Source organism: Amycolatopsis minnesotensis, assembly GCF_039529815.1.
GTDB lineage: Bacteria > Actinomycetota > Actinomycetes > Mycobacteriales > Pseudonocardiaceae > Amycolatopsis > Amycolatopsis minnesotensis.
On record NZ_BAAANN010000011.1, the window covers coordinates 169,296 to 191,218 of the forward strand.

Sequence of the window (21,923 nt, forward strand, 5' to 3'; positions counted from 1 at the left end):
GGAATCCGCTTATTGCCGATGGCCGCCCCGTTCGCGATACCCTGCTAAAACGGCGATCCGTGTTCCCCGGTCGAATGCGTTTCCGCATTCCTCACTTCCGATTGGTGTGGTGAAGCCATGCTCGTGCTCGGGCTGAACGGGAACTTTTCCACCAGGGACGAGGACCTGGTCCCCGGTATGCTGGAGTTCTTCTTCCACGACGCGTCGGCCAGCCTGGTCCGCGACGGCGTGCTGCTCGCCGCGGTGGAGGAGGAGCGGCTCAACCGCATCAAGAAGACCACCAAGTTCCCGGTCAACGCGATCCAGGCCTGTTTCGACGCGGCCGGGGTCACCCCGGCCGAAGTGGACGCGGTGGGCTTCTACTTCCCCGAAAACCACATGGACATGGTGCTGAACCAGCTCTACACGGAGAATCCCGGCACGGCACTGCGGTATTCACGGCAGCTCATCCGGGAGCGGCTGCACACCGAGTTCGGCTGGGACCTGCCGGACGAACGGCTCGTCTACACCCCGCACCACCTCGCGCACGCGATGTCCAGTTACACCCATTCCGGTATGCGGGACGCCGTGGTCGCCATTCTCGACGGGCGCGGTGAGGCGCATTCGGGAACGATCTTCCTGGCCGCTGACGGCAAGCTGGAGACCTTGGCCACCTACCCGGTGCAGAATTCACTGGGCACCTGGTACCTGTCCGCGACCCAGCTCCTCGGGTACAAGTTCGGTGACGAGTACAAGGTGATGGGCTTGGCGCCCTACGGCGACCCTGCTCGCTACCGCACCCTGTTCGAATCGCTCTATTCACTGGGCGACGAGGGTGGTTACGAGTTGGTGCCGAGCATCGTCGGCCCGAACGTATTCGGCCCGGTCTTCTTCGAACACGGGCTGCGGCCGAGGCGGAAGGGCGAGCCGTTCGACCGCCGGCACAGGGACTTCGCCGCGGCGCTCCAGGAAACGGTCGAGACGATCGCACTGCACGTGCTGCGGTACTGGACGGGGTTCACCGGGGTGCGGAACCTCTGCTTCGGCGGCGGCGTGGCGCACAACTGCAGCCTCAACGGGGAAATCCTGCGCTCTGGTCTGTTCGAGCGGGTTTTCGTGCACCCGGCCTCGCACGACTCGGGTGCGGGCGAGGGCGCGGCACTCGCCGCCGGGCACCGGCTCGGCGGCACACCACTGGCCGGAACCCGGTTGCGCGGCGCGGATCTCGGCCCCGGTCTCGGTGACGACCGGCAGATCGCGGCCAAGCTCAAAGCGTGGAAGGCACTGGTCGAGGTCGTGCCCGCGACCGGGTCCGGTGGCGACGATGCGATCGACACGGCCGCCCGGCTGCTCGCCGACGGCGCGGTGCTGGGCTGGGCTCGTGGCCGGTCGGAATTCGGCCCGCGGGCGCTGGGAAACCGCAGCATCGTCGCCGACCCGAGACCGAAGGAAAACCAGGCCAGGATCAACGCGATGGTCAAGAAGCGGGAGAGCTTCCGGCCGTTCGCGCCGGTGGTCACCCCCACCGCGGCCGGGACCTACTTCGAGATCCCGGACACCGGGGCCAACTACGACTTCATGTCCTTCGTGCTCCGGGTGCGGGAGGAACGCCGGGCGGAACTCGGTGCGGTCACCCATGTCGACGGGACCGCGCGGGTGCAGGTCGTCGATCCCGAGGTGAACGAGCCGTTCCACCGGCTGGTGACCAGGTTCGGCGAGCTGACCGGAACGCCGGTGCTGCTCAACACCTCCTTCAACAACCATGCCGAGCCCATCGTGCAGTCCACTGAGGACGTGCTCACCGCGTTCCTGACCACCGAGCTGGACTACCTGGTGCTCGAGAACGTGGTGCTCCGGCGGCGGCCGGACTTCCTGGCCGCGCTGGACACCTTGATCCCGCGGTTCCGCGCGGTGACGCGGCTGGAGCGCCGGGTGGGCTTCCGCTCCTCCGGCGAGCGGAGGACCTGGCACGAGATCGCGCTGGACTACTCGACCGGCCCGCGCGCGTCCGTGTCGCCGGAGCTGTACGCCCTGCTGGAGAAGACCGATGGCGCGAGCTCCTTCGCCGAGCTGGGCGGCGCGCTGTCCGATGCGGTGCGGCAGGAGATCTTCGCGTTGTGGGCGGAGCGGTACTTCACGTTGAGCCCGGCCTGACCGGGCCGGACCTGCGACGCGCTGCACCTGCTGTTCCCGGAGGCCGAGGTGCGCTGCGCGGAGGACGGCGATCTGGCGGCGATCACCGAAGCGCGGGCGAGTGGCTTCGCCGATCCGCTGCCCTGGCTGGTAGAGCCGGTGTCGGTGAGCGTGGATCTCCTTGCCCGGCTGGGTAGTCCGCCCCCTGCCGTCCGCCCCGCGCTACCGGCCGCTGAGCCGATCAGTCCCGCACCAGTCCCAGCAGCGCACTGGCGGCCAGCCGGTAGCCCGCCGCGCCGAGACCGGCGATCATCCCGTCGGCCAGCGGGGCCAGCACCGATTCGTGCCGGAACCGTTCCCTGGCCCAGAGATTGGACAGGTGCACCTCGACCCAGGGCCGCGGGTAGCCGGCGAGCGCGTCCCGCAGGCTCCAGCCGGCGATCATCAGCGCGCCCGGGTTGATGATCGCCCCGGCCGTGTCGTAGCTGTCCTGGATGAGCCGCACCAGTTCGCCCTCGCCGTCGTGCTGGTGCGCGCGGACCTTCCAGCCGCGGCCGGCCACCTCGTCCGCGACCGCCCGCTCGATGTCGGCCAGCGTGTCGGTGCCGTACACCTCCGGCTCGCGGCGTCCGAGGATGCCGAGATTGGGGCCGTTCACCAGGAGCAAATCAGGCACTGGGCACCTCACCTCGCGAGAGCGGACCGAACCGATCGGTGTGTTCCGATTATGGCGCTCATTCGCGCACACGGGTCGCCGACGACGGCGGTTGTCGGTGAATGAGGGGAATCGGGGGAAGGCGTAGGGGGTTGGGTCGCGTGCACCGCGTCGGTAGCGTTCCGGGGCGACCGGTTTCCGTCGGTGACACCGGTGCGGCCGGGCGCTGTTCCGGGCCGAATTCACTTCCAAACAACCGAAGTGAGCGTGAAACAGATGAATCTTCCCCGGCGACAGGAACTGGTTTTCCCGGCCTGGCCGCAGTTCGACGCGGCGGAACGGGCCGGTCTGGCCAGGGCGCTGGAACAGGGCCAGTGGTGGCGGATGACCGGCGGCGAGGTGACCGAGTTCGAGCGGGAGTTCGCCGGGCACCACGGCGCCGCGCACGCGCTCGCGGTCACCACCGGCACGCACGCGCTGGAGCTGGTGCTGGAAGTGCTCGGGGTCCGTCCCGGCACGGAGGTCATCGTGCCCGCCTTCACCTTCATCTCCTCCTCGCAGGCGGCGCAGCGCCTCGGCGCGGTCGCGGTACCGGTCGACGTCGATCCGGAAACCTACTGCGTCGACGTGCACGCGGCCGAGGCCGCGATCACCCCGCGTACCAAGGCGATCATGCCGGTGCACATGGGTGGTCAGGTGGCTGACATGGACGCGCTGGCGAAGCTGTCCGCGGACTCGGGGGTGCCGCTGCTGCAGGACGCCGCGCACGCGCACGGCGCGCGGTGGCAGGGCAGGAGCGTCGGCGCACTCGGCTCGATCGCCACGTTCAGCTTCCAGAACGGCAAGCTGATGACCGCGGGTGAAGGCGGCGCGGTGACGTTCCCGGACGACGAGTTCTACGAGGAGGCGTTCATCCGGCACAGCTGCGGCAGGCCACGCACGGACCGCGGTTACTTCCACGCCACCTCGGGTTCCAACTTCCGGATGAACGAGTTCTCCGCCGCCGTCCTGCGCGCCCAGCTCGCCCGGCTGGAGGAACAGATCAGCGTGCGGGAAGAGCGCTGGCCGGTGCTGGCGGCGCTGCTGGGTGAGCTGCCCGGCGTGGTGCCACAGGGCCGTGACGGGCGCTGCGACCGGCATCCGCACTACATGGCGATGTTCCAGATCCCCGGCATCGGCGAGCGGCGCCGTGCCGAGGTGGTCGACGCGCTGATCGCCCGCGGGGTCCCGGCCTTCGTCGGTTTCCGCGCGCTCTACCGGACGGACGCCTTCTGGGAGACCGCCGCGCCGGACACCACGGCCGACGCGCTGGCCCGCGCCTGTCCCCGTGCCGAGGCGCTGAGCCAGGACTGCGTCTGGCTGCACCACCGGCTGCTGCTCGGCACCGAACCCCAGATGCACCAGGTCGCCGAGACGGTGGCCGAGGTGCTGGCCGGCTCATGACCGTCCGGATCGCACTGGCCGGGCTCGGCTGGGCCGCGAGATCGATCTGGCTGCCACGCCTGCGCGCGCACCCGGGGTTCACCCTGGCGGCGGTGGTGGATCCGAGCGGCCCGGCCAGGCGGCAGTTCGCCGCCGGACGCGGTGGCGCGCCCGGGGTTCCTGTTCTGTCCGATGTGGACGAACTGGATCCGGCCGATGTGGACCTGGTCGTCGTCGCCGTGCCGAACCACCTGCACTGCACGGTCGCCTGCGGGCTGCTGGCCCGGGGTTTCACCGTGTTCGTGGAGAAGCCGGTGTGTTTGAGCTCGGCCGAAGCGGACCGCCTCGCCGCCGCGGAGAGCGCCGGCCGCGGACTGCTGCTCGGCGGCAGCGCGGCACGGTACCGGGCCGACGTGCTGGCCTGGCACGACCTGGCCGGGTCGCTCGGCCGGATCCGGCACGTGGCGGTGTCCTGGGTGCGGGCCAGCGGCATACCGGGCGACGGTTGGTTCACCCGGCGGGACCTCGCCGGCGGCGGTGCGCTCGTCGACCTCGGCTGGCACCTGCTGGACGTCGTCCCGCCGCTGCTGGGCACCCCGCCGTTCGACCAGGTCGTCGGTGCGGTCTCCGCGGACTTCCTCGGTGACGGCGGCAGCCGGGCGGCATGGCGCCACGACATGGCGGACGCGCCCGCCCTGCCCGGTGACGTCGAGGACACCGTGCGCGCCTTCCTGCTCACCGGTGACGGGGTGTCCCTCTCGCTCCGGGCGAGCTGGGCATCGCACGAACCCTGTGATGTCACCACGATCGAGGTCGAAGGCAGCACCGGCACGGCGAGCCTGTCGTGCACGTTCGGCTTCAGCCCGCATCGCCGCCCCGGCTCAGCCCTGTTCCTCCACCGCCACGGACGGCGGACCGCGGTGCCGGTGCGCGAAGAGGCGATCGGCGCCGAGTACGACCGGCAGCTCGACCACCTGCCCGCCGCGCTGGCCGACCCGGCGAGCCGCGGCCGGACCGCGGCCGAGGCCCGCTGGACGATCGGTGCTGTCGAACGGGTTTACGCGTCGGCGCATGCCGCGGCGGTACAGGCACGGCCGGTGCTGCCGGCGCACCGGTGAACCTTCGAGTCAGGCTGGGAGCCAGGCCATGGAAAGCGAACTGACCGCCACTTCGGTGTTCCGGCGCGGCCGCAGCGGGCCCGTGCGCGGGGTGATCTTCGACCTCGACGGGGTGCTGGTGGACAGTTTCGAGGTGATGCGCGCGGCCTTCACCCTCGCCTACGCCGAGGTCGTCGGCACCGGGCCCGCGCCGTTCGAGGAGTACAACCGCCACCTCGGCCGGTACTTCCCGGACATCATGCGGATCATGGGGCTGCCGCTAAAGATGGAGGAGCCCTTCGTCCGGGAGAGCTACCGGCTCGCCGACCGGGTGCGGATCTTCGACGGGGTCCCGGAACTGCTTGCCGCGCTACGGAAGCGGGGAATCGGCCTGACCGTCGCCACCGGCAAGAGCGGGCCGCGCGCGCGGTCACTGCTCGACCGGCTCGGCCTGCTGGGGATGTTCGAGCGGGTGATCGGCTCGGACGAGGTCGCGCATCCCAAGCCCGCGCCGGACATCGTGCTGCGCGCGCTGGACGAGCTCGGCCTCGGCGCGGCGGAAGCGGTGATGGTGGGCGACGCCGTGACCGACCTGGCCAGCGCCTCGGCCGCGGGCGTGACCGCGCTTGCCGCACTGTGGGGTGAATCGGACGAGGACGAGCTCTTGCGTGCGGAACCGGACGGCGTCCTGCGACAGCCGCCGGAGCTGCTGGCCTGGTGCCCTGCCGTCGTCTGAGAGAACACCAGGCCGGTTCAGGAAACCGGCATGGCCGGGAGCGCTTCGGCGACAAGGTCTTCGGGCACCGCCGGAACCAGCGCCGCGCCGTCCAGCACGAAGGTCAGTCCGATGGGCAGCCCGTACCCGGCGGCCACTTCCTCGTGCTCGGCCACTCCGGCCTGCCCGGTCCCGCTCAGCCGATGCCGCATCCCGGCGCCGATCTCCACCGGGTGGGGACCGGTCGCCGAGGCGCACGTCCACCCGGCGTGCGCCGGTTCAGGCCGTGCCGATGTCCTCGTTCGCCTTTCCGGCCATGGCCGGGACTTTCGGGTCGGTTCCGCAGGCGACGACCGGCTCGGGCGCCGCCAGGATGGCGCTCCGCAGCACCCGCGCCGCGCCCGCGGTGACCGGCGGCGGGACGCCGATCCGGTTGTGGGTCAGCCAGGAATGCTGGAACAGCAGGTAGTTGGCCGGGGCGTTGTCCGCCGGGCGGCGGTCCACCGCGGTGTGCCGCAGCACGCCGGCGTAGTGCTCCCACGGCCCGGCCGCCGGGCCGAGGTGCAGCGCCGCCGCCGTCCGCATGCTCGCCTCGGCCCGCGCGTCGGTGCGCGCCGCCAGTTCGACCCGCCCGCGCGGGGACAGCCCCGTGATGCCGTGCCGCCAGCACAGGAAGAGGAAGTCCGGCCTGCTGAGCGGGTCCACGAGATCCAGCAACCGCCCCAGGAGCAGCAACGCGAGCGGGAGCTGTTCGTCCCCGGTGCCCCGGCCCGTGCGACCGGCCAGCGCCAGCGCGAAATCGCTGGACGCGGTGCCCACCTGCTCGGCCAGCGCGGCTCCCCGGATTCCCGGCCAGCTCACCGGAACGGGCTCGTCACCGGACACGCGGAGTCCGTGGTGACCGGCCCGCGTCCGGAGAATGCCGTCCAGTTCGGCGTGGACCCCCGCCGTGGTGCGGAACCAGATGCCGACCGCCGGGTTTCCGCGCTCGGCAAGGTGGCGGAAGGACCAGGTGCCTGCCGGATCGGCGCGCCGCAGCAGCCAGCGGAATTCCCTGACCACGCCGAGCGCCGCGCCGGGCGAGGCGGGCCCGGCCAGGCGGCGGAAGGACCTGGATCGGGGCGTCACCGGATACCCGCTGCGGTCCAAATTGTCCTTCCTTTGTACCGGGATTTGCGAAATTGCGGACGGGTGAATTCTAATCGGCGCCGGATTTCGCCGCGGCGTCACTTTCACCGATACGGCCATCGCCGGGTAACTCCGAGCGGGAATGCCCGGCCGATGCCTGTTCGCGAACGGGGATAGGGGGATTTGAGGGGGGTCCGGCCGGTTCCCGGTGCGTGACGCTGTGGTTCCCGGGCTGCTGCCGGACGGCCGCGGCCGCGGTTCCGGTGTGCCAGTGCCGTGGGCCGGGAACCGCTGCCAGAGAAATGTGGTGACATGCTTCGCACTGACCTGATCCGGCCGATATCCGAGCTGCTGATCGCCCATGCCGGCTCGCGTGGCGACCAGGTCGCGTATCGCGATGGCAGGCGAAGCGTGACCTACGCCGGGCTGGCGCGGCGGACCCGGCGGCTGGCCGGGCATCTGGGCGGTTTGCGGCTCCAGCCGGGTGACCGCGCGGTGATCCTGCTCGGCAACCGGGTGGAAACGGTCGAGAGCTACCTCGCCCTGGTCAGGGCCGGTGCGATCGGGGTGCCGGTCAATCCCTTGGCCACCGACGCGGAACTGGCCTTCTTCCTCGACGACAGCGGGGCCAGGGTGGTGCTCACCGACCAGGCGCACGCTGAGCGGCTGCGGCGGCTCCGGCCACGGCTCGACATCGTGTGCACCGACGACGGCGCCGGCGAACTCGCGGGCTTCGAGTCGTACGAGGCCTTCGCCGGCACCGAACCCGCCACACCCGCGTACGACGGGCTGGAGCTGGACGATCTCGCCTGGATGCTCTACACCTCCGGCACGACCGGCACCCCGAAGGGCGTGCTCTCCACGCAGCGAAACTGCCTGTGGTCGGTGGCGGCCTGTTACGTGCCCGTCCCCGGGCTGTCGGCCGCGGACCGGGTGCTGTGGCCGCTGCCGCTGTTCCACAGCCTGTCGCATATCGCGTGCGTGCTGGCCGTGACCGCGGTCGGTGCGAGTGCCCGGATAGTCGACGGGTACTCACCGCAGGACGTGCTGGCCGCGTTGCGCGAGGACCGTTCGACCTTCCTGGCCGGGGTTCCGACGATGTACCACCATTTGGTGCGCGCCGCACGGGAGAAGGGGTTCCGGGCACCGGACCTGCGGATGGGCCTGGTCGGCGGCGCCAGCACCACCGCCGCGCTGCGGTCCGCCTTCGAAGACCTCTTCGCCGTGCCGCTGCTCGACGCGTACGGCAGTACCGAAACCTGCGGCTCCATCACGGTCAACTGGCCGACGGGCGGGCGGGTCGAGGGGTCGTGCGGACTGCCGGTTCCCGGACTCGGCCTGCGGCTGGTGGACCCCGTCAGCGGCCGTGACACCGGCCCCGGCGACGAGGGCGAGGTGTGGGTGAGCGGGCCGAGCGTGATGGCCGGCTACCACAACCAGCCCGAGGCGACCGCCGAAGCGGTGCGGGACGGCTGGTACCGCACCGGCGACCTGGCCCGGCGTGACGAGGCGGGGTATCTGACCATCACCGGCCGGATCAAGGACCTGATCATCCGGGGTGGCGAGAACATCCACCCGATCGAGGTCGAGGACGCCATGCGGGGCGTGCCGGGCGTCGTCGACGTCGCCGTGGCCGGTCGGCCGCACGAGACCCTGGGGGAGGTGCCGGTCGCCTTCGTGGTGGCGGGGGAGCACGGCGTCGATCCGGGGCAGGTGCTCGCCGCCTGCCGCGAGCGCCTGTCGTACTTCAAGGTGCCCGAGGAGATCTACCAGATCGACCGGGTACCGCGGACCGCCTCCGGCAAGGTCACCCGGCACGTGCTGCTGGAGCTGCCGGCGAGGTTGCGGGCGTGCGGTGGCGCGCACTACGACTCGCTGTTCCGCACCGACTGGGTGCCCGCGGCCAGCGCCGGCGGGCATCCGATGCCGGTGGCGGCGCCGGGGAACTGGGCGGTGGTGGGCCCGGACGCCTTCGGGCTGGCGGAGGGACTGCGGGCGATCGGTGCGGAGCCGCGCGGCTACCCCGATCTCGCCACCCTCGGCGAGGCGGTCGCGGCGGGCGCGCCGGTCCCGGAGGTGACGCTGCTCGCCGCCCCGGACGGCGCCGGTGCCGTGCCGCGAGGGGAGGACATCGCCCGCGAGGTGGCCGGACTGTCCGCCGCACTGGCCGCATGGGCCGGTGATCCACTGCTGGTGGCTGGCCGCCTCGTCGTGCTGACCGCGGGCGCGGTGGAAACCGGCGCGGAGCACGACGGCCCGAACCAGGCGCAGGCACCGTGGTGGGGCGTGGTGCGGTGCGCCCAGGACGGTCATCCGGGCCGGTTCGTGGTGCTGGACCTCGAAAACGGCACTCCGGCGGCGATGCTGCCCCCGATCTTGGCGACCGGGGAGCCCCAGCTCGCGGTGCGGTCCGGGGTGGCGCTGCTGCCGAGGCTGAACCAGGTGCCGGTGCCCGCGCCGGGCGGCCCCGCCCCGGTCGACCCCCGCCGGACGGTCGTGGTCACCGGCGCGGACGGTGCCGCGGGTGCCGAGCTCGCCCGGCACCTGGTCGCCGCGCACGGGGTCCGGACCCTGCTGCTGATCGGCCGGTCGCCTGCCACGGAGCTGCGGTCCGAGCTGGCCGGGCGAGCCGCCAAGGTGGTGTCGGCCGTCGGCGACCCCGCCGACCGTGACGCGCTGTCCGCCGCGCTGGACAAGGCTCCGGGGCCGCTCGGTTCGGTGGTGCACGTCGCCGATCCGGCGCACGGGCTGGGCCCCTCGGTCGACGCGGCGTGGAACCTGCACGAGCTGACCCTGAAGTCCGGGCTGGCGGAGTTCGTGTTGTGCGCCAACGCTTTCGGTGTGCTGGGCGGGCGAGGCCGCACCGCCGAGGCAGTCGTGGCGACCTGTTTCGACGCGCTCGCCCGGCATCGCAGGGCCGCCGGGCTGCCCGGGCGCTCGCTGGCCTGGGGACCACGGGAGACGGACTCCGGCGCCGTGGTGCCACCCGGTGTCGGCAGGCTTTCCGCGCGGCACCGCCTGGCCATGTTCGACGCCGCGCTCGGCACGGCGGAATCCGCGCTGCTCGCCGTCCGGCTGGACCCGGCGGCCACCCCGGACACCGGGCACGTCCCGGCGCCGTTGCGCGGCCTGATCGATCTGGTGGGACCGGCCGGGGTACCCGACGGCGCCGACACCCGCGCCTTGCGGCGGCGGCTGCTCGCACTGACCGAGCGGGAGCAGGAGCGGGTACTGCTCGACCTGGTGCGGACCGAGGCGGCGGCGGTGCGGCGGTTCCTGGCGGTGCGGGCCGACGGGCGGGAGCACACCTTCCACGAGCTGGGCTTCACCTCGCGCACCGCGGTCGAGCTGAGGAACCGGCTCACCGCGGCCACCGGCCTCGCCCTGCCCGCGACGATGGCCTTCGACCATCCGACCCCGACCGCCGTGGCGCGCCGGCTCCGCGCGGACCTGCTCGGCACCCGGGCCACCCCGGCCGCGGTCGCGTCCGGGGAGCGCGACGAGCCGGTGGCGATCGTGGCCATGTCCTGCCGGCTGCCCGGCGGAGTCTCGTCCCCGGAAGAGCTGTGGCGGCTGGTGGACGAGGAGGTGGACGCGGTCTCGGGCTTCCCGGCCGATCGAGGCTGGGACCTCGATCGCCTCTTCGACCCCGATCCCGGGCATCCCGGCACCTGTTACGTGCGGGAGGGCGGATTCCTGGCGGACGCGGCGGGATTCGACGCGGCGCTCTTCGGGATCAGCCCCCGCGAGGCACTGGCGATGGACCCTCAGCAACGGGTGCTGCTCGAGGTGGCGTGGGAGCTGTTCGAGCGCGCGGGCATCGATCCGAGAGCGCTGTCCGGTAGCGACACCGGCGTGTTCACCGGGCTGATGAGCCACGACTACGGGGTCAGCCCGGAACTCGCGCCGAGCGGGACCGAGGGGTACCTCGGCACCGGCAGCGCGGGAGGCGTGGCGTCCGGCCGGGTGGCCTACACCTTCGGCCTGGAGGGACCGGCGATCACCGTGGACACCGCGTGCTCGTCGTCACTGGTGGCGATTCACCTGGCTGCCCGGTCACTGCGGCAGGGCGAGTGCTCGCTCGCGCTGGCGGGCGGCGTCACCGTGATGGCCACACCGGAGAGCTTCCTCGAGTTCTCGCGGCAGCGCGCGCTGGCGCCGGACGGCCGGTGCAAGTCGTTCGCGGCGGCGGCCGACGGCACGGCCTGGTCCGAAGGAGCCGGGCTGGTCCTGCTGGAACGGCTCTCCGACGCGAAGCGCAACGAGCACCGGGTGCTGGCCGTGGTGCGGGGCTCCGCGATCAACTCCGACGGCGCGTCGAACGGCCTGACCGCGCCGAGCGGTTCGGCGCAGCAGCGCGTGATCCGGCAGGCGCTGGCGAACGCCGGTCTGTCCACCGCGGACGTGGACGCGGTGGAGGCGCACGGTACCGGCACCCGGCTGGGGGATCCGATCGAGGCGCGGGCACTGCTGGCCACCTACGGGCAGGATCGTCCCGCGGACCGGCCGCTGCGGCTGGGCTCGCTGAAGTCGAACATCGGGCACGCCCAGGGCGCGGCGGGCGTGGCCGGGGTGCTCAAGATGGTGCAGGCCATCCGGCACGGGGTGCTGCCCAGCACACTGCACGTGGACGCGCCGACGTCCGAAGTGGACTGGACGGAGGGCGCGGTCGAGCTGGTGACCGAGCGGGCAGACTGGCCTGCCGCCGGACGGCCGCGGCGGGCGGGCGTGTCTTCCTTCGGGGTCAGCGGCACCAACGCCCACCTCGTTCTCGAACAGGCACCGGACCAGGACCCGGATGCGCCCGGTGACCCCGCTCCGGCCGCGGTGCCGTTGCTCGTCTCCGCGCACGGCGGCACCGCGCTCGGGGCACAGGCGCGGCGCCTCGCCGGATTCCTGGACAGCTCGCCGGAGACCGGGCTGGGCGACCTTGCCTGGTCCTTGCTGGCGGACCGGGCGGAACTCGGCCACCGCGCGGTGGTGGTGGCCGCGGACGAGAACCGGGCGCTGTCCGGCCTGCGCGCACTGGGTTCCGGCGGGCCTGCCGTCGGCCTCGTCACCGGTGTGTCCGATGTGGACGGCAGGACGGTGTTCGTCTTTCCGGGACAGGGTGCGCAGTGGGCGGGGATGGGGGCGCGGCTGCTCGGCGAGTCCGCGGTGTTCGCGGAGTCGATGAACCGGTGCGCCGCCGCGTTGGAGTCCTTTGTGGACTTCTCGGTGCTTGATGTGCTGCGGGACGCCGAAGGTGATCTGCCGGACCGGGTGGACGTGGTGCAGCCGGTGTCCTTCGCGGTGCTGGTGTCGCTGGCCGAGCTGTGGCGGTCCTTCGGGGTGGTGCCGGACGCGGTGGTGGGGCATTCGCAGGGCGAGATCGCGGCGGCCTGCGTTTCCGGTGCGTTGTCCTTGGCCGGCGCCGCACGGGTGGTGGCGTTGCGCAGCAAGGCGATCGCACGGTCGCTGGCCGGTGGCGGGGGGATGCTGTCGATCCCGCTCCCGGTGGCGGAAGTGGAGCGGCGCGTCTCCGGGACCGGGCTGGCGGTGGCGGCGGTGAACGGACCGGAAGCCGTGGTGGTTTCCGGTGCTTCCGGCTCGGTGGGCGCCTTGCACGACAGGCTGGTCGCCGAAGGTGTCCAGGCGAAGAAGATCGCGGTCGACTACGCGTCGCATTCGGCGCAGGTGGAGGCCGTCCGGGAAGAACTGCTGGCCGAGCTGGCCGATGTTCGCCCGGGGCAGGCGGAGGTGCCGTTCCTGTCCACGGTGACCGGGGAGTGGCTGGCGGGTACCGAACTCGGCGCCGAGTACTGGTACCGCAACCTACGCCATCGGGTGCGCTTCGAAGGGGCCATCGCACGGCTGTCCGCGGAAGGTCACCGGGTTTTCGTCGAGGTGAGCCCGCACCCGGTACTGGCCACCGCGATCCAGGACGCCGGTCACCGCGAACCGGCGGTGGTCACCGGTAGCCTGCGGCGCGGCGACGGCGGGCTCGACCGGTTCCTGCTTTCCCTGGCCGAACTGCACGTGCGTGGCGTGCCGGTGGACTGGCGGCCCGCACTCGGCACCCGGACGACCAGGGTGGACCTGCCGACGTATCCGTTCCAGCGGCAGCGTTTCTGGCTTGAACCGCGCAGGAAGACGGGTGAGGTGGCCGCGGCAGGGCTGACCGCGGCGGACCATCCGCTGCTGGGCGCCGTGCTCGGGCTGGCCGAAGCGGACGACGTGGTGTTCACCGCACAGGTCTCGTTGGCGGAGCACCCGTGGCTGGCCGATCACGCGGTGTCGGGCGCGGTGGTCTTTCCCGGTACCGGCTGGGTGGAGCTGGCGATCCGGGCCGGTGACGAGGTCGGCTGCCCGGTACTGGACGAGCTGATCATCGAAACCCCGCTGGTGCTTCCCGCGCGCGGCTCGGTGCGGCTCCAGGTGCGCACCGGCCCCCCGGACGCGAACGGGAACCGTCCGATCCGGATGTACGCCCGCACCGGCTCGGCCGCCTCCTGGACCCGGCACGTGTCCGGGCTGCTCACCGCGACCGTGCCCGACGCGGGCGGCTTCCCGGACTGGCCGCCGCCGGGGGCACGGCCGATCGAGGTGGCCGGGTTCTACGACCGGCAGGCGGAGGCGGGATACGAGTACGGCCCGGTCTTCCGCGGCCTGCGCCGGGGGTGGGCCCGCGGCCGCGAGATCTTCGCCGAGGTTGCCTTGCCGGGGGAGCACGAGCAGGTCACCGGGTACGGCATCCATCCCGCGCTGCTCGACGCCGCGCTCCACGCGACCACGCTCGGCCAGGGGCGGACCGCGGTGGCGGGCGAGGTGCTGCTGCCGTTCGCCTGGTACCGGGTTTCCCTGCACGCGACCGGCGCTTCGGCGCTGCGGGTGCACGTCCTGCCCGACGGCGCGGACGGCACCACCGTCCGCGTCACCGACCACAATGGACACCCGGTGGCGGCCATCGGTTCGCTGCGGCTGCGCCCGTCGGCGACCGCTCAGCTGGCCGGAGCCGGTGACGTGGTGCGGGATTCGCTGTTCCGGGTCGGCTGGGCCGGGTCGCCGGTGCGCGGCGTCCAGCCCGCCGCGGACGTGCTGACCGTGGACGTGCCGAGGGACTCCGGTGATGTCAGGGCGGTCACCGGGCGGGTGCTGGCGGCCTTGCAGGCGGCCGGCGACGGCACCCGGATCGCGGTGGTTACGCACGGCGCGGCCGGACCCGGCCGGGTGGACCTGCCCGGTGCCGCGGTCTGGGGGCTGGTCCGGTCCGCCCAGTCGGAGGACCCCGGCCGGATCTTCCTGGTCGACGTGGACGAGGAGCCCGGGTCGCTGGCGGCGGTACCCGCGGTGGTGGCTTCCGGCGAACCGCAGGCGATGGTGCGGGTGGGCACGGTGGCGGTGCCCCGGCTCGTCCGCGAAACCGGCGGGGAACGGTTGCGGCCGCCCGCCGGAATCCCGGCCTGGCACCTGGTGACCACCGGCGAGCACACCACGTCCGGACTCGCCTTGGCGCCTTGCCCCGACGTCCTCGACCCGGTGCCCGCCGGGCAGGTGCGAATCGGGATCCGGGCGGCCGGGGTCAGCTTCCGGGACGTGATGGTGGCCCTCGGCATGGCGCCCGGCCAGTCCGGGCTCGGTGGCGAAGCCGCCGGCGTGGTGCTGGAGACCGGGCCCGGGGTGACCGGCCTGGCCGCGGGCGACCGGGTGCTGGGCACCTTCGACCGGTCGTTCGGCGCGTTCGGCCCGGTCGCGGTCACCGACCGGCGGCTGCTGACCGCGATCCCGGCAGGCTGGTCCTTCGAGCGGGCCGCGGCCGTGCCGGTCGCCTTCCTCACCGCCTGGTACGGCCTGCGCGACCTGGCCGGGCTGGCCGACGGGGAAACGGTGCTGGTGCACGCCGCGACCGGCGGGGTCGGCATGGCCGCGGTCCGGCTGGCCGGGCTGCTCGGTGCCGAGGTGTTCGCCACCGCCTCCCCCGCCAAGTGGGATGCGCTGCGTGCTCTCGGTCTGGACGACGACCACATCGCCTCGTCCCGGACGCTGGAGTTCGCGGACCGCTTCCCGCGCCGGGTGGACGTCGTGCTGAATTCGCTGACGGGCGAGTTCGTGGACGCGTCGTTGCGGCTGCTGTCCGCCGGTGGCCGGTTTCTCGAGCTGGGCAAGACCGATGTCCGCGAGCCGGGCGAGGTGCTCGAACGGTTTCCCGGGGTCTCCTACCGGGTTTACGACCTCCGGGACGCGGGCCCGGACCGCACCCAGGTGATGCTGACCGAATTGGCGGGACTGTTCGCGCGCGGTGAGCTGGAGCCGCTGCCGGTGACCGGCTGGGACGTCCGCCGGGCGCCGGAGGCGTTCGCTCAGCTCGCGAAGGCGGGGCACGTCGGCAAGGTCGTGCTGACCATGCCGCCGGTGCTCGATCCCGGCGGCACTGTGCTGATCAACGGCGGGGGCCTGCTGGGCGGCCTGGTCGCCCGGCACCTGGTCGCCCGGCACGGCATCCGCCGTCTCGTCGTCACCAGCCGCCGTGGACCGGACGGTGCCGGTGCGGCCGAGCTGGTGACGGAACTGGCCGAGGCGGGTGCCCTGGTCGAGTTCGCCCGCTGCGACGTGGCCGATCGAGCGGCGCTCGCCGCCGTGCTGGCCGCCGTCCCCCCGGAGCATCCGCTCACCGCCGTCGTGCACACGGCGGGCGCGCTCGACGACGCGATGGTCCCGGCGCTCGGGCCTGACCGGCTGGACACCGTCTTCCGGCCGAAGGTCGACGGCGCCTGGCACCTGCACGAGCTGACCCGGCACCTCGACCTGGCCGCGTTCGTGCTGTTCTCCTCCGCGGCCGGAGTCCTCGGAAACCCGGGGCAGGGCAACTACTCGGCGGCGAACGCCTTCCTGGACGCGCTGGCCCGCCACCGCCGCGACGAAGGGCTGCCCGCGGTTTCCCTGGCGTGGGGCCTGTGGGCGGATGCCAGCGGCCTGACCGCTCATCTCGGCCCGGCCGATCACGAGCGGGGCAAGCGCGACGGGATGACCGGGTTGTCCGCCGAAGAGGGCATGCGGTTGTTCGACGAGGGTCTTCGCGGGCTGGAGCCCGTACTCGTGCCCGCCAAGCTCGACGTGGCCGCGCTGCGGGCGTCGACCGGTGAGGTACCGCCGCTGCTGCGGACCCTGGCCGGTGCCACCCGCCCGGTGGTGCCGAGCGGGCCCGGTTCGCCGGATGCCCTGTCCGGCCTCGCCCCGGCGGAACAGCAGCGGCTGCTGCTGGAACTGGTCCGCGCCAACGCGGCCACCGTGCTCGGCCACGACGACGCGGGGCAGGTCGGCGAGGAACAGGTGTTCAAGGACGCGGGCTTCGACTCGTTGACCGCCGTCGAACTGCGGAACCGGCTGGTCACCGCGACCGGCGTCCGGCTACCCGCGACCGCGGTGTTCGAGCATCCGACACCGCGTGCGCTGGCCCGGCACCTGTGCGCCGAACTCACCGGCGCGCCGGTCACCGCGGAGCCCGGCATCCCGGCCGCCGGCGGCCGGCCGGACGAGCCGATCGCGATCGTGGGCATGGGCTGCCGGTTCCCGGGCGGCGTGACCTCACCCGAGGAGCTGTGGGAGCTGGTCGCCGGGGGAGTCGACGCCCTCACCGGCTTTCCGGCCGACCGCGGCTGGGACCTGGCGAACCTGTTCGACCCTGACCCCGACCGGGCGGGCCGGTGCTACGTCCGGCACGGCGGGTTCCTGGACGACGTCGCGGGGTTCGACGCCGAGTTCTTCGGGATCAGCCCGCGCGAGGCGCTGGGCATGGATCCTCAGCAGCGGCTGCTGCTGGAGGTCGCCTGGGAGGTGTTCGAGCGGGCCGGGATCGCCCCCGATTCCTTGCGGGGCAGCGACACCGGCGTGTTCACCGGGGTGATCAGCCACGGCTACGCGGCACTTCCCCGGCAGGCCGGCGCGGATGTCGAAGGCTACCGGGTCACCGGTGCCTCCGGCAGCGTGATCTCCGGGCGGGTGGCCTACGTGTTCGGCCTGGAGGGGCCGGCGATGACGGTGGACACGGCCTGTTCCTCTTCACTGGTCGGCGTGCACCTCGGCGTGCAATCGCTGCGCCGGGGGGAATGCTCGCTGGCACTGGCCGGTGGCGTGACGGTCCTGAGCACACCCGGCCTCTTCGTCGACTTCAGCCGTCAGCGCGGGCTGGCCGCGGACGGCCGGTGCAAGGCGTTCGCCGAGGGCGCGGACGGTACCGGTTTCGGCGAGGGGCTGGGAATGGTCCTGCTGGAACGGTTGTCCGACGCCGAACGCCACGGCCACCGGATCTGGGGCCTGGTAAGGGGTTCGGCGGTCAACTCCGACGGTGCTTCCAACGGGCTGACGGCGCCGAACGGCCTTTCACAGCAGCGGGTGATCCAGCGCGCGCTCGCCGACGCCGGTCTGTCCACAGTGGAGGTGGACGCGGTGGAGGCGCACGGCACCGGTACGCGGCTGGGTGATCCGATCGAGGCGCGGGCCCTGCTGGCCACCTACGGTCAGGGCCGTCCGGCGGATCGGCCGCTGTGGCTGGGCTCGGTGAAGTCGAACATCGGGCACACCCAGGCCGCCGCGGGGATCGCCGGGCTGATCAAGATGGTGCTGGCGATGCGGAACGGGAGCCTGCCGCGGACCCTGCACGTCGGCGAGCCGACCGCAGAGGTGGACTGGTCGCCCGGCACGGTCCGGCTCCTGACCGCCGAGCAGCCGTGGCCCGAGACGCGGCGCCCCCGGCGTGCCGGGGTGTCGTCGTTCGGGGTGAGCGGCACCAACGCCCACGTGGTGCTCGAACAGGCCCCGGCCGTCGAGATGACCGAGGCGCCAGGCGAAGAAGCGGATGGGGTACTGCCGTTGCCCCTCTCGGCGCGGACCCGTGCGGCCCTGCGGGCGCAGGCGGGCCGGTTGCTGTCCCTTGTGGACGGTGCGTCGGTGGCGGAGGTGGCCGGCGCACTCGTGCGCGACCGGATGGCGCTGGAGCACCGGGCGGTGCTGCTGCCCGCCTGCCACCGGGACATGGTGGACGGCCTGGCTTCGCTGAGCCGGGGCGAACCCGGCGCGGTGATCGCCGAGGGCACGCCGGTGGCGGGCCGGAGGGCGTTCCTGTTCACCGGCCAGGGCAGCCAGCGGCCCGGGATGGGCCGTCGGCTCTACGACCGGTTCCCGGTCTTCCGGCACGCCTTCGACGAGGTATGCGAGTTCCTGGACCGGGAACTGGACGGGCGGGCCGGAGCCGGGGTGCGGGACGTGGTGTTCGCGGAGCAGCCGACGAGCTTGCTCGACGACACGGTTTTCGCGCAGGCCGGGTTGTTCGCGCTGCAGACCGCGCTGTGCCGGTTGCTCGCCGCCGCCGGAGTGGCGCCCGAACTGGTCGCCGGGCATTCCGTCGGCGAGGTGGCGGCCGCGCACGTCGCGGGCGCGCTGTCGCTGGAGGACGCGGCCGCGCTGGTGGCCGCGCGCGGCAGGCTGATGCAGGCGCTGCCACGGGCGGGGGCGATGGTGGCGATCCAGGCCACCGAGGAGGAACTGCTCGACGGCCTGCCGGGCGAGGTGGGCATCGCGGCGGTGAACGGCCCGGAAGCGGTGGTGATCTCCGGTGCGGCGGAGGCCGTCGAAGCCATCGCGGGCCGGTTCGCTGAGCGTGGCCGCCGGACCAAACGGCTCCGCGCCAGCCACGCCTTCCACTCGCCGGTGATGGACGGCATGCTCGCCGAGTTCCGCACCGTGCTGAGCGGGCTGCGCTTCCAGCCGCCGTCGGTGCCGATGGTGTCCACCCTGACCGGGGCGCCGGTGCCACCGGAACGACTGTGCACCCCGGAGTACTGGCTGGATCAGGCGCGGCGCGGCGTCCGGTTCCGCGACGCCGTGGACGCGCTGTCCGGCCAGGGGGTGACCACGTTCGTCGAGGTGGGCCCGGACGGGACGCTCACCGCGATGGCCGAGGAGTGCTTGACCGCCGATCCCGGCGCGATCGCCTGCGTGCCGTCGCTGCGCCGTGGCCAGGACGAGGTCACCGCCTTCGTCACCGCGCTGGCGGCGGTGCACGTCCGCGGCACCGGTGTGGACTGGGCACCCCTGCTCGACGGCATCGGTTCCCGGCACTTCGAGCTGCCCACCTACGCGTTCCAGCACCGGCGCTACTGGCTCGACGCGGAGCCGGACGAGCCGTCGGCGCTGCTGTCCCTTGACCATCCGCTGCTCGCGGCCGAGGTGGACCTGGCAGGCACCGAGTACGCCGTGTTCACGGGCCGGATCTCGGTGCGGGCCCAGCCCTGGCTGGCGGGGCACCGGCTGCTGGGCACCGTGGTCGTGCCCGGTACCGCGTTGCTGGAGCTGGTGCTCCAAGCCGGCCGGGCGACCGGATACGACCAGGTCGAGGAACTGGTCAACGAGATCCCGCTGGTCCTGCCGGACGAGTCGGCGGTCCGGCTCCAGGTGACCGTCGACCGGCCCGACGAGCACGACCGGCGGGCGGTGACCGTGCACTCCCGAAGCGAGCGAGCGAGCCGGGACGCGGCCTGGACACGGCACGTGACCGGCAGGCTGGCCGCCGGGACCCGGCCTGCCCGCTTCGGCTTCGAGGACTGGCCGCCGATCGGCGCGGAGGCGCTGCCGGTGGACGGCTACTACGCCGAGCTGGCCGAAGCCGGGTACGAATACGGCCCGGCTTTCCAAGGATTGCGAGCGGCCTGGCGGCGGGACGGTGAGCTGTTCGTCGAAGTGGTTCTGCCGGAAGAAGAGCAGCGCGGGGCACGCGACTACGCCGTGCACCCCGCGCTGTTGGACTCCGTCCTCCAGGCGATCACGCTCGGGGAGCTGGAAGACCGCCCGGACACCGGGATCGGGCTGCCGTTCGCCTGGCACGGCGTCCGGAAGTGGCGCTCCGGCGCCACTTCCCTGCGTGGACGGCTGGTGGCGGGCGAGCACGGCGGGGTGTCGGTCCGGCTCGCCGACGCCACCGGCGCGCCGGTGGCCGAGATCGAATCGCTGGTGTCCCGCCCGGTTTCGGCGGCACAGCTGGCCGGCGGTGATGCGGACGCCGGAGCCCTGTTCGACGTGCAATGGCAGGAGGTACCGGTCCCGGAAGGCGGCGAAACCGGTGCGGTGACCGGTTATGACCCGTCCGCCCCGGCGCCTGCCGAGGACGTCCCCGCCGCGGTGGTGCTGGAAGCCGGTACCGGCGGCCCGCGTGCGGTGGTGTCGCGGGTGTTGGCGGCGGTGCGGTCGTTCGTCGGTGATCCGGTGTGGGATTCCGCTCGTCTGGTGGTGGTGACCAGGGGTGGGGTCGGTCCGGGTGGTGGTTCGGCGGTGGGGTCGGCGGTGTGGGGTTTGGTGCGTTCGGCGCAGGTGGAGGAGCCGGGCCGGATCGTGCTGGTGGACACCGACGACGACGAGCGGTCCTCGGCCGCGCTGCCGGGTGTGGTGGCCGGGGCCGGGCCGCAGATCGCGATGCGCGCTGGGACGGCTCTGGTGCCGCGGTTGGACTACGCCGCCGAGCCGGGACCGCCGCCCGCGCTGGATCCGGCGGGCACGGTGCTGATCACCGGTGGTACCGGCGTGTTGGGTGGGATCGTGGCGCGGCACGTGGTGGCGGTGCACGGGGTGCGGCGGTTGGTGCTGGTGAGCAGGCGGGGGCCTGCCGCCGAGGGGGTATCCGAATTGGTGGGGGCGTTGACCGCGGCGGGGGCGTCGGTGGAGGTCGTGGCCGCGGATGTGGCCGATCGGGTCGCGCTGGCGGAGGTGCTGGCGGGGATTCCGGTGGCGCATCCGCTGACCGGGGTGGTGCACCTGGCGGGGGTGCTGGATGACGGGGTGCTGTCCGCGTTGACCCCGGAGCGGCTCGACGAGGTGTTCCGGCCGAAGGTGGACGGCGCGGTCAACCTGCACGAGCTGACCCACGACCTGGCGAAGTTCGTGACCTTTTCGTCGCTGGCCGGGGTGCTGGGCAGTGCGGGGCAGGCCAATTACGCGGCGGCGAACGGGTTCCTGGACGGTCTCGCGCGGGAACGCCACGCGCAGGGGCTGCCCGCGACCTCCCTCGCCTGGGGGCCCTGGGCGGCCGGAATGGCCGCCGTGCCAGGACGGGACGCCGATGCCCCCGACGCCCTGACCCCGGCCGCGGCGATGGCCTTGTTCGACGCCGCCCTTGCCGGTGACCTGCCGGTGGCGGTGCCGATGCGACCTTCGGCAGGCGGTGCGGTACCGGCGCTGCTCCGGCCGCGGCAGGCCGCGCGGGGCCCGGCCGTCGAGGGAAGGCCGCTGGTTGAACGGCTTCGCGCGCTGCCAGGGCACGAACGGCGGCGAGCGCTGCTCGATCTGGTCCGTGCCGAGGCCGGTGCGGTACTCGGTCACTCCACAGTGGACTCGATCGGTCCGGCACAGGCCTTCCGCGACTCGGGGTTCGATTCGCTCACCGCGGTGGAGCTGCGCAACCGCCTGGTCAGGTCGGCGGGTGTGCGGTTGCCCGCGACGGTGGCCTTCGACCACCCGACCCCGGAGATCCTGGCCGGACGGCTGCACGACGAGCTGTTCCCCAGTGCGCGGGCCGAGTCCGAAGTGGACGAGGACGAGGTCCGCAGGGCACTGGCGACCGTTTCGCTGGACCGGCTCAGGAACGCGGGCGTACTGGACGTGCTGCTCGGGTTGTCCCGGTCCGGCGACGAGGTGCCGGAGCCGCGTCAGGACGGCGAAGCGGACTCCCTCGACCAGATGGCGGCCGACGCTCTGGTCCGGCGGGCGCTGACCGGTACCGAGCACTGAACCCGACCGGCCGCCACCGGATCCCCGAGCGCGAAGGAAC

8 protein-coding genes are annotated in these 21,923 nt (G+C 73.0%); 5 read left to right on the plus strand and 3 right to left on the minus strand.

All coding sequences use genetic code 11. The features are described 5' to 3' along the window. Positions 1–117 precede the first annotated feature (117 nt). Positions 118–2,133: a carbamoyltransferase family protein gene (locus tag ABD256_RS16010; RefSeq protein WP_344418427.1), complete on the plus strand. Its 2,016-nt coding sequence runs from the start codon at positions 118–120 to the stop codon at positions 2,131–2,133. A gap of 220 nt (positions 2,134–2,353) precedes the next feature. Here the strand turns inward: ABD256_RS16010 and ABD256_RS16015 are convergent, their stop codons facing one another. Continuing rightward, positions 2,354–2,788, minus strand: coding sequence for a type II 3-dehydroquinate dehydratase (locus ABD256_RS16015; RefSeq protein WP_344418429.1), 435 nt, complete (start codon positions 2,786–2,788; stop codon positions 2,354–2,356). Positions 2,789–3,043: 255 nt separating this feature from the next. Between ABD256_RS16015 and ABD256_RS16020 the strand changes: the two genes are divergently transcribed. From ABD256_RS16020 to ABD256_RS16030, 3 genes are read left to right on the plus strand one after another with little or no spacing between them, the layout of a single operon-like run. After that, a complete protein-coding gene (locus tag ABD256_RS16020; protein WP_344418431.1) occupies positions 3,044–4,210 on the plus strand; it encodes a DegT/DnrJ/EryC1/StrS family aminotransferase in 1,167 nt (388 codons plus the stop codon). After that, entirely contained in the window at positions 4,207–5,307 is a 1,101-nt protein-coding gene (locus ABD256_RS16025) for a Gfo/Idh/MocA family protein (RefSeq protein ID WP_344418433.1), read from the plus strand. The genes ABD256_RS16020 and ABD256_RS16025 overlap by 4 nt, the downstream gene beginning before the upstream one ends. A gap of 28 nt (positions 5,308–5,335) precedes the next feature. Next, a complete protein-coding gene (locus ABD256_RS16030) occupies positions 5,336–6,022 on the plus strand; it encodes an HAD-IA family hydrolase (RefSeq protein WP_344418435.1) in 687 nt (228 codons plus the stop codon). 17 nt (positions 6,023–6,039) lie between these two features. Here the strand turns inward: ABD256_RS16030 and ABD256_RS16035 are convergent, their stop codons facing one another. Together ABD256_RS16035 and ABD256_RS16040 are read right to left on the minus strand one after the other, a co-directional pair. Then, the gene (locus ABD256_RS16035; RefSeq protein ID WP_344418437.1) at positions 6,040–6,213 is read right to left on the minus strand and encodes a hypothetical protein; all 174 of its coding nucleotides are present in this window, start codon (positions 6,211–6,213) and stop codon (positions 6,040–6,042) included. 67 nt (positions 6,214–6,280) lie between these two features. Next, complete coding sequence (locus ABD256_RS16040) at positions 6,281–7,150, minus strand: hypothetical protein (RefSeq protein WP_344418439.1); 870 nt, start codon at positions 7,148–7,150, stop codon at positions 6,281–6,283. A 291-nt stretch (positions 7,151–7,441) separates the two neighbouring features. Between ABD256_RS16040 and ABD256_RS16045 the strand changes: the two genes are divergently transcribed. Further along, positions 7,442–21,883: an SDR family NAD(P)-dependent oxidoreductase gene (locus ABD256_RS16045; RefSeq protein WP_344418441.1), complete on the plus strand. Its 14,442-nt coding sequence runs from the start codon at positions 7,442–7,444 to the stop codon at positions 21,881–21,883. Positions 21,884–21,923 lie beyond the last annotated feature (40 nt).